The 6,699-nt window shown below is 66.4% G+C and carries 5 protein-coding genes; 1 reads left to right on the top strand and 4 read right to left on the bottom strand.

Annotation, left to right across the window (positions count from 1 at the left end; translation table 11 throughout):
• A partial coding sequence (locus QZ994_RS17895; RefSeq protein ID WP_290874886.1) for a DUF945 family protein occupies positions 1-1,264 on the bottom strand: 1,264 nt, incomplete at its 3' end.
• A 122-nt stretch (positions 1,265-1,386) separates the two neighbouring features.
• Positions 1,387-2,316 (bottom strand): UDP-2,3-diacylglucosamine diphosphatase, encoded by a 930-nt coding sequence (locus tag QZ994_RS17890; RefSeq protein ID WP_290874884.1) that lies wholly within the window; start codon positions 2,314-2,316, stop codon positions 1,387-1,389.
• A 209-nt stretch (positions 2,317-2,525) separates the two neighbouring features.
• Between QZ994_RS17890 and QZ994_RS17885 the strand changes: the two genes are divergently transcribed.
• Positions 2,526-5,054, top strand: a complete 2,529-nt coding sequence (locus tag QZ994_RS17885; protein ID WP_290874881.1) for a TonB-dependent receptor — start codon at positions 2,526-2,528, stop codon at positions 5,052-5,054.
• Here the strand turns inward: QZ994_RS17885 and QZ994_RS17880 are convergent.
• Positions 5,042-5,683, bottom strand: coding sequence for a response regulator transcription factor (locus QZ994_RS17880; RefSeq protein WP_290874878.1), 642 nt, complete (start codon positions 5,681-5,683; stop codon positions 5,042-5,044). The two genes, QZ994_RS17885 and QZ994_RS17880, sit on opposite strands and share 13 nt — an antisense overlap.
• A complete protein-coding gene (locus QZ994_RS17875) occupies positions 5,680-6,654 on the bottom strand; it encodes an ATP-binding protein (protein WP_290874875.1) in 975 nt (324 codons plus the stop codon). Before QZ994_RS17875 ends, QZ994_RS17880 begins: the two co-directional genes overlap by 4 nt.
• Positions 6,655-6,699 lie beyond the last annotated feature (45 nt).

The following is a 6,699-nucleotide window of genomic DNA, read 5'->3' as shown; positions in this document are numbered from 1 at the left end:
CTATCTGGACTTCTATCGCCGTCAGCATGGCCTGGAGCCAGCCGGCGTCCAGCGTCTTGCCATTGACCTTGAGCAGGCCACCTTCGTAGCTGTAGGCGGCCTTGATGCCCTCGGGCGTTTCGCTCACATAGCCGGTGGAAACGGCCATGAGCTTTTGCTGGGCGTCCAGCAGCCCACCTTTGACGCTGAGCTCGCCAGTGGAGCTCAGTTGTTGAGCCAGGGCCACGGTTTCGGGTTTCGCATTGGCTTTGAGCTGCAGCATCAGCTGCCCGTCGACGCTGCCTTGCGCAGATTGACCGCTGAGCCGGGAGATTCCCATGCTCATGCCTCCGTTGATCAGTGTTTTCAAGGCCTGGCGAGCCTTGTCGGATTCGTCGCGTGTGAGGCGGTCGATGCCGCAGGACGAGCCCACCAGGGTCGTGAGCGTCTCCACGCTGGCGGCATGCACCCCCTTGAGCGCAGCTTCCACCACGAGGTCCTTCATGTCCTGGTTGGCAACGCGCAGGCGATCGATGCGCTGGGTGAGCACGGAGTCGAGCTTGTCGCCGTGCTCGCTGGTGTCCGATGTGAGCGAAATGCCCTCCATGGCGAACAGGCTGTTGCTGAAGCCGCCGACCTTGAGGGCAACCTTGCCGATGCCACGCTGTCGGTCGGAGAGGTTGAGCTGGATCCCCAATTGCTTGAGTTCCATCGCATCGCCCTTGCCGCGCAGCACGACGCGTTCCAGCGCCCAGTCAAAGCGCAGGGGCTTGTCGCCAAAGGCGAGCGTCCCTTCCGAGGGTGCGACCTCGATGGTTTCGCCGCCGCCGACGTAGGCCATGGCGGGCAACTTCATCTCCGAACTCACCAGCCCCGACCAGGCAATTCGCCCCTGGCCGGTCAGTTCGGCATTGCCCGAAAACAGCCTGGAGAAGGCCTCGACGGAAGGGCCGGTGGGTGTCGCCTTCCAGCTGAAGCCGTTGATGCCGCCCAGACCAGGGAGGTGAGAGAACTCGTAGGTGATGTGCACGGTGGCGCCATCGGCCTCATCCGGATCGAGGCTGCAGTGGTCGCGCAGGACCATGTCCACCGCCCCCTTGGAGTGCAGGATGCCGGCCTCGTGCTTCAGGTTGCGCAGCATCACATCGCCCTGGTGCATGGGTTGGGCGGTGAGGGCGGTCAGCCGGCTTTCGACCTGCCGGGAGGTATAGAAGGGCAAGGCGCCCAGGGCGATGACGGCGACGGTGGCTGTGCCACCGGCCAGCAGGGGGATGGTCTTGTTCATGCTCTGATCCAGTCCTGATGTCAGGGATGCGATCAGGCTAGGTCAGCAGCGGTCTCGTCCGGAAAAAGGAGTCCATGCAAATGAAAAAAATGCACGGATATGCCCATGTTTTGATCAGGGATTCAGGCCGTGGGGGGCGTCTGTTCGGCCTCGGAGACCCGTAGCCCATGAGGCAGCCCGCGGGACATCGCCTCACCCCAGTGCACGATGCCGAGCTGGCCGTCGGCCTGTTCCACCAGTGCCGTGAGGTTCTCCACCCAGTCGCCATCGTTGCAATAGAGGATCCCACCGATGTCGCGCATCTCGGCGTGGTGGATGTGGCCACAGACCACGCCCGCTGCGCCGCGTTGACGGGCCTCCCGGGCCAGGGCGGTTTCGAAGTCGCCCACATAGCTCACGGCCCGTTTGACCTTGAGCTTGAGGTAGCGCGAGAGCGACCAGTAAGGCAGCCCGGCGCGGGCCCGCCAGGTATTGAGGTGGCGGTTGAGCTTGAGCGTGAACTCGTAGAGCGAGTCACCCACCAGGGCCAGCCAGCGGGCGCACTGGATCACGCCGTCGTACAGGTCACCGTGGGTGACCCAGAGGAGTCGGCCATCGGCGGTGGTGTGCAGGCATTCTTCCTGTACCTCGATGCCGCCAAAGGCCTGATCCAGAAAGTGCCGCGCAAACTCGTCGTGGTTGCCCGGGATGAAGATGACGCGCGTGCCTTTGCGTGCATGGCGCAGCAGCTTCTGGATCACGTCGTTGTGGGCCTGCGGCCAGTACCAGCTGCGTCGCAGTTGCCAGCCATCGATGATGTCGCCGACCAGGTAGAGCGTGTCGCACTCCAGGTGCTTGAGGAAGTCGAGCAGTGCATGGGCCTGGCAGCCGGGGGTGCCCAGGTGCACGTCGGAGATCCACACCGTGCGCGCCTTGAGCTTGCGCTCTGGGCCGTCTGCCGGTTGCGCAGGGCTGCCACCTTGGCGCAATGGGGCGCCAGGGTCTTGGGCCGACCTGAAGTGGGCCGGCTGGGTGAGCGCTCGCAGGAGGGGGGCGTGGATCCAGGGTCGCATGGGCACATCGTGGCCCGTGCCTGTGACAGCCCGGCGACGGGCGCATGACCTTTTGGCGATGCCCGGGGCGGGGCTCAGGACTTTCCCTGCCTGTGTCAGCCCGTGACAGGGGGGCGGGAATTTTTCCCTGGGGGCCGCATGCCGGGATCCGGACACTGAGGTCATGGCTTCGTGCCATAGGTTCCCACAAGATCGACCGGAGACATTCCTTGCAGTCCGCCACCATCCTTGCCCTCTCGCATCCTCGCGGCCAGACCGCGCAGCGTTCGCTCAAGCCCGTCAGCCTGGCCGTGCTGGGCCTCATGTTGCACACCCAGGCTGTGCCGGTGGCCGCGCAGGTGGTCGCCCCAACGCCGGAGGTCGAGCTGGCTCCGGTCACCGTCGTGGGCACCACACCGCTGCCCGGCATCGGCCTGAGCAAAGACCAGATCGCAGCCAGCGTGCAAACAGCGACCGCCCGCGACATCGCAGCCAGCGGCGCCACCGATCTGGCCGAGTTCCTCAACCGCCAGCTGGGCAGCGTTCACGTCAACGAGGTGCAGGGCAATCCCTTCATGCCCGATGTGAACTACCGCGGTTACACCGCCTCGCCGCTGCTGGGCACGCCGCAAGGCCTGTCGGTCTACCTCGATGGTGTGCGCCAGAACCAGCCTTTTGGCGACGTGGTGCTCTGGGACCTCATCCCCAAGGCGGCGATCTCGTCGACCAGTCTGATGTCGGGCGCCAACCCGCTTTTTGGCCTCAACACCCTGGGCGGGGCCCTGGCCATCGAGACCAAGGATGGCCGCCGCAACCCTGGCACGGCCATCGAGACCACGGTCGGCAGCTTCGGGCGCACCTCCATCGGTGTGGAGCACGGCGGGCAGAACGACAAGGGGCTCGACTGGTTCCTGACCGGGCAGGCCTACCGCGAAAGCGGATGGCGCGATGCTTCGCCGTCCCGCATCGGACAGCTCTTCGGCAAGGTGGGCTGGCGCGGTGGTGGCAGCGACGTCCAGCTCAGCCTGGCACATGCCGACAACGACCTGGTGGGCAATGGCTCGCAAGAAGTGCAGCTTCTGGAAGCCGATCGCCGCAGCGTCTTCACCAAGCCTGACGAGACCCACAACCGCAGCACCTTGCTCAACCTGCGCGGCAAGACCAGCCTGTCCGAGCAGCTGCTGGCTTCGGGCAACGTGTACTGGCGCCAGACGATCACCCAGACGCTCAACGGTGACCTCAATGAAGAATCGCTGGGCGAGGCCGTGTACTACACGGGCCAGGCAGGCAATGCGGCTTGGCTGAGCGCCAACGGCTACGGCACGCCTGCGGCCGAAAGCGGCAATGCGCGAAGCAGCGCCACGGGCGCCTTTCCCATGTGGCGCTGCATCGCCAACGCGGGCGAAAACGACGAGCCCAACGAGAAATGCACGGGCCTGATCAACACCACGCGCACCCGCCAGACCAACGCCGGCCTCTCCGGCCAGATCACGCGTCTGGATGAAGGCGATGGCTGGCGCAACCAGGCGGTGGTGGGCGCCGCCTACGACAGCAGCCTGATCGGCTTTCGGCAAGGTGCCCAGTTTGGTTACCTCAACCCGGATCGCTCCATCACCCCGGTGAGCGCCTGGGCCGATGGCACGCAGTCGTCGGAGAACGCCTTTGACCAGCGCGTGCTGCTCGACGGCAAGGTCCGGACCTGGAGCCTGTTCGGCAGCAACACCCACTCACTGCGCGAGACCTGGCACCTCACCACCTCCGCGCGCTACAACGACACCCGCATCCACAACACCGACCGGCTTTACCCCTACAACAACGCGACCACGGCCGGCGAACAGCGCGGTACGCTCGATGGCAACCATGCCTTCCGCCGACTGAACCCGGCCATCGGCCTGAGCTATGTGCCGTCGAGCCGCTACAACGCCTACGCGGGTTACAGCGAGAGCAGCCGCGCGCCCACGTCCATCGAGTTGGGGTGTGCCGATCCTGAATTTGGCTGCCGCCTGCCCAACTCCATGGCGGGGGACCCGCCGCTGAAGCAGGTGGTTTCCCGCACCATCGAACTGGGCGTGCGCGGCACCCTGGCGGACCAGACCACGTGGCGCCTGGGCTACTTCCGCGGCGACAACAGCGACGACATCCTCTTCGTGGCGAACTCGGCCTCGACCGGTTACTTCCGCAACGTGGCCAAGACCCGGCGCGAAGGCCTCGAAGCCGGCCTTGGCCGCAAGCTGGGCCCCGTCAGCCTGGGGCTGAACTACACCTACCTGCGCGCCACCTACCAGTCTGAAGAAACGCTCAATGCCGAGTACAACAGCAGCGCCGATGCCAATGGTTTCATCACCGTGAAGCCGGGCGACCGCATTCCCATGATCCCGGCGCACATGGTGAAGGCCAGCGCGTCCTTCTCGCCTTTGCCGAAGATGGACCTGGGCCTGTCGGTGGTGGCGGTCAGCGGCAGCCTGGTGCGCGGCAACGAGAACGGGGGGCACAGTGCCGACGGCAGCAGCTACCTCGGCTCTGGGCGTCTGCCGGGGTATGCCGTGTTCAACCTGTCGGTGGCGCAGCAGGTGAGCCCGTCCTTGAAGGTCTTTGGTGCGGTCAACAACCTTTTTGACCGCGACTACGCGACATCCGGCCAGCTAGGCCCTTACGCCTTCACCGGCAGCGGCGCCTACACCAATGGTGGCCAGGGCACGACCTTCTACACACCCGGTGCACCCCGCAGCTTCTGGTTGGGCCTGCGCTACACGCTCTGAGGCCGGATCACGCCGTGGCGCAGGGCCAGGTGGACCAGCGCCGCAGACGTGCTCACCCCCAGCTTTTCTTTCACCTGGGTCTGGTTGTTGGCGATGGTCTTGGGGCTCACGTTCAGGATGACTGCGCAGTCAGCCGGGGCATGGCCTTCGGCCAGGAGGCGGAAGACCTCGAACTCGCGCGCGCTCAGAGAGGCCAGGCGCTCGGTCTCGGTGTCGGCTTCGCGCTGCAGCAGCGCGGGTGAGAGGTCGGCGCTCAAATAACGCTCGCCACGGTAGGCCGCACGCACGGCGGCCTCCAGGCTTTCGGGCGGGGCGTTCTTGCTCACGAAGGCGCAGGCGCCGCTGGCCAGAGCCCGGCGCACCAACTGCGCCGAGTCGTGCATGCTGCACACCACCACCCGCGCTCCCAGGTCCCGCGCCAGGAGCTTGCGCAGCAGGTCCAGCCCGCCCGCACCCGGCATCGAGAGGTCGGTCACGCACACGTCCGGTTGCTCGGCCACAAAGGCCGCATAGGCTGCGTCGGCATCGCCGGCTTCGGCCACCACACTCAGGTCGCCGGCCTGCTCCAGCAAGCGCCGGTATCCCGTGCGGACAACGGGGTGATCGTCGATCAGAAGCAGGCGGATCATGGGGCAGAGGGTGTGGGGGGCAGAGAAGGCAGGGTGATGTCGATGCACAGGCCCTGTCCGGGCTGGCTGTGCAGCTGCAGCGTGCCATGCAGTGCGGCCACACGTTCCTGCATGCCGATCAGGCCCAGCCCATGCCGGGGCGGTGTGCCCTCGGGCAAGCCTTGTCCGTCGTCCTTCACCTGCAGGTGCAGGCAGCCGTCGCCGCGGCAGGTCAGGTTCACCCAGACCTGCTGGGCTTGCGCATGGCGGGCCACATTGGTCAGGGCCTCCTGGACCAGGCGGTAGAGGGTCACGGCGGTGGCATCGTCCAAATCATGGGGCGACGGGGTCTGGCATGGGGTGGGCATGAAGCGACAGGCGATGCCCGTCTGCTGTTCCCAGCCATCACACAGCTCCAGCAGGGCCATCTCCAGGCCCAGGCTGTCGAGCGCTGGTGGGCGCAGGCGGTTGAGCATGCCCTTGACCAGGCCGTAGAGCCTCTCCGCCGAGGCGCCGATGCGGCCGGCGCTGTCGCCCGTTGCGGTGTGGGCATGCGCCTGCTGGATGAAGCGGGCCTCGGCGCGCATGGCCGTGCAGTGCTGGCCCAGTTCGTCGTGCAGTTCGCGGGCCAGGGTCCGGCGCTCCTGCTCTTGCGCGAGGATCAGCCGCTGAGCCAGATCCCGGTTCTGGGCCAACAGGGCAGCGACCTCGGCCTGGGCGATCGTGCGCTCGTGCAAGGCCGCACGGGCCTCCTGCACGCGTCGCCAGCCAAACCAGGTCAGGCCGAGCGACAGCACCAGCAGGGTCAAGGGCAACTCGTCCAGCTGCCACGATTCATGCACTTGGGCAAAGCCACTGACCACCTCGAACAGTTCCAGCCGTGTGGCCAGCGTCCAGTAAAGCCCCACGGCCAGCACCAGCGCCACCAGGTCGCGCCTGGTGCGGCCCTGGCGTGTGGTGGCCGGCTGTGGTGAAGGTTGCGGGATCGGCATGGCCGCATCTTAGGCGAGGTCAGGGGGCGCCATGAAGGAGCGCGA

This window comes from Aquabacterium sp. (assembly GCF_021768455.1).
Lineage (GTDB): Bacteria > Pseudomonadota > Gammaproteobacteria > Burkholderiales > Burkholderiaceae_C > Aquabacterium.
Note: the sequence above shows the minus strand (reverse complement) of the source record. Positions and strands in the feature narration are given on the sequence as shown.

Coding starts and splice junctions, on each gene's coding strand:
- QZ994_RS17875 (WP_290874875.1), bottom strand. CDS start 6,654: ATGCCGATCCCGCAACCTTCACCACAGCCGGCCACCACACGCCAGGGC.
- QZ994_RS17880 (WP_290874878.1), bottom strand. CDS start 5,683: ATGATCCGCCTGCTTCTGATCGACGATCACCCCGTTGTCCGCACGGGA.
- QZ994_RS17890 (WP_290874884.1), bottom strand. CDS start 2,316: ATGCGACCCTGGATCCACGCCCCCCTCCTGCGAGCGCTCACCCAGCCG.